The following is a 2,548-nucleotide window of genomic DNA, read 5'->3' as shown; positions in this document are numbered from 1 at the left end:
ATAAAAACGTTTAATAATGTTCAGAAATTCGCCTGATATTTCTTGAATAAGATAAGAGAATAATTGTAGGGCAATATTATTTGTTCGGGATTTTTCTTTGAAAAATTTCAAAATATAACCCATAACATGTTGGCTATATTTATTAGTAAAGCAGATAACATTAACATCATTAGCTACAATAGTGACTGATTGAACCATAGTTTCTAAATCTTCTTTGAAGGACGGAATTGTGATAACCATTAAATAAGTATGGGTTAATTCCGTAAAGCTTACACGCGGCCGTTCAAATTTATCTAAGGCATAGTTAATAGTTTCTCGCGTGATTTTAAAATCTTTAATTAAACGTGCTTGTTCTTCAGGTGTAGCATCATTAGCATTAATAACTGCTAAATTGGTATTTAAATCATATTCTTTAATCATTGTTCTTCTCCATTTTAAAAAGTATTCATAAAACTATGATAACTTTAACTGATAATTTTGTCATCGCATAATCTTTTTAAAAATCACACTTAAAGCAGCCTTGCTTATTTTTGTGATAGAATCAAGCTATAAATTTTAAATGAGGTGAAAATTATCAAAAAAATTCACTATCAATTAGCAAATCAATTAGGAATTATTACTTGGTGTTGGCTTTTGAGCCTATTATTTATTGGCGGTATTATCATTTTAGAAACCCAATGGAGTAATGTGTGGGGGTGGGGAATAATTGGTGTAACCCTACTTATTTTGGCAGCACAAATTCAACAGCACGTTTTGATAATTGATAGTCACCACCAAATTTTAATTATTCACGGTCTTATTAATTCTAATCGTCATCGTTTTAGTTTTTCACAAATCAAAAAAATTGAAAAAAAGGGGCATCAATGTATCCTAATATTCCAGGATAAAAGTTATTTTCCCTTAAAACTTTGGTTAAGTAAAAAAGGACAGCAGCAGTTAAATATTTTTAGTACAGGAAGTGACCAAATTGAAAAGTGATATTCAAATTGCCCAAAAGAATGAAAAAGAAGCTATTTTGCCAATTACAGAAATAGCCGATAAATTAGATATACCAAGACAAAATTTAGAACTCTATGGTAATTATAAGGCTAAATTAAATTTTAAAGATGCTCCAAGCAATTCATCAAAATCGTTAGGTAAGTTGGTACTGGTGACTGCAATGAATCCCACCCCGGCAGGTGAAGGTAAAACTACAGTAATGATTGGTTTGGCAGATGCCTTACAGCAATTACAGCAAAAAACTGTTGTCGCCATGCGTGAGCCATCTTTAGGCCCAGTCATGGGTATTAAGGGCGGGGCAGCCGGTGGCGGTTATGCGCAAGTAGTTCCTATGGAAGACATTAATTTGCACTTTACTGGGGATATGCATGCTTTAACATCAGCAATCAATACTTTAGCCGCTTTAATTGACAATCATTTGCAACATGGCAATCAGTTACATCTAGATCCAAGACGAATTACTTGGAAGCGTGCTTTAGATGTTAACGATCGGGCTTTGCGCAATGTTGTCATTGGCTTAGGGGGCTCAAATTCTGGGATTGTTCGTGAAGATCATTTTCAAATTACTGTCGCATCAGAAATGATGGCGGTCTTATGTCTGGCAAAAAATCGTGCAGATCTTAAGCAACGAATTAGTCAAATTTTAATTGGTTACACTTATGATCAAAAACCAGTTTTTGTAAAAGATTTAAAGGCTCAAGGTGCTTTAACTTTATTATTAAAAGATGCTATTAAGCCTAATTTAGTTCAAACTTTAGAACATACACCGGTAATTATGCATGGAGGACCTTTTGCTAACATTGCGCATGGTTGCAATAGTATTATTGCAACCAACTTAGCTTTACATTTAGGTGATTACGCCTTAACTGAAGCTGGATTTGGAGCGGACTTAGGTGCCGAGAAGTTTTTAGATATTGTTACACCTCAATTAGATAAAAAACCGGATGTTGCTGTTATTGTCGCAACTATTAGATCACTAAAATATAATGGTGGCGTTAAACTTGCAGCAGTGCAAGATCCTAATGCTGATGCCTTAAAAACTGGATTTGCTAATCTTCAGCGTCATCTCTTAAACATGAAAAAATATGGTTTACCCGTCTTAGTGGCAATTAATCGTTTTGAAAATGACACTGATGATGAAGTTCAACTTTTACAGCAACTTTGTCAAGATTTAGGTGTCCAAGCTTTACCAGTAACTGTTCATCAAGATGGCGGTAAAGGGGCTTTGAACTTAGCGCAAGCTTTAATCGATTTACAAGAAAGCACTAAGTATCAACGTTTATATGCTGATGATGATACCATTACCAATAAGATAACTAAAATTGCCCAAGAAATCTATGGCGCACAAAAAGTTGTTTTTAGTAGTCGAGCTCTGCGCCAGCAAGCAGAGCTAATCAAAAGAGGTTGGGATAAGTTACCAATTTGTATTGCCAAAACTCAATATTCCTTTAGTGATGATGCCAAGATTTTAGGAGCTCCTAATAACTTTGATTTACATGTGCAAGAAATTGTTCCCAATTTAGGCGCTGGATTTTTAGTAGTTTTAACG

At 34.3% G+C, this 2,548-nt stretch carries 3 protein-coding genes; 2 read left to right on the top strand and 1 reads right to left on the bottom strand.

Translation table 11 applies throughout. The features are described from left to right. Nucleotides 1-420, bottom strand: a 420-nt coding sequence (locus EQ827_RS08420) for a CorA family divalent cation transporter (protein WP_181190539.1), incomplete at its 3' end; no start/stop codon positions are given. 144 nt (nt 421-564) lie between these two features. On the opposite strand from EQ827_RS08420, the gene EQ827_RS08415 reads away from it, so the two are divergent. Together EQ827_RS08415 and EQ827_RS08410 are read left to right on the top strand one after the other, a co-directional pair. After that, the gene (locus EQ827_RS08415; protein WP_181190538.1) at nt 565-978 is read left to right on the top strand and encodes an EbsA family protein; all 414 of its coding nucleotides are present in this window, start codon (nt 565-567) and stop codon (nt 976-978) included. Then, nucleotides 968-2,548, top strand: a 1,581-nt coding sequence (locus EQ827_RS08410) for a formate--tetrahydrofolate ligase (RefSeq protein WP_181190537.1), incomplete at its 3' end; no start/stop codon positions are given. The genes EQ827_RS08415 and EQ827_RS08410, both read left to right, overlap by 11 nt.

Origin of the sequence: Bombilactobacillus bombi (assembly GCF_013607485.1) — a bacterium.
Taxonomy (GTDB): domain Bacteria; phylum Bacillota; class Bacilli; order Lactobacillales; family Lactobacillaceae; genus Bombilactobacillus; species Bombilactobacillus bombi_A.
This window is presented reverse-complemented; position numbering and strand designations above follow the sequence as displayed.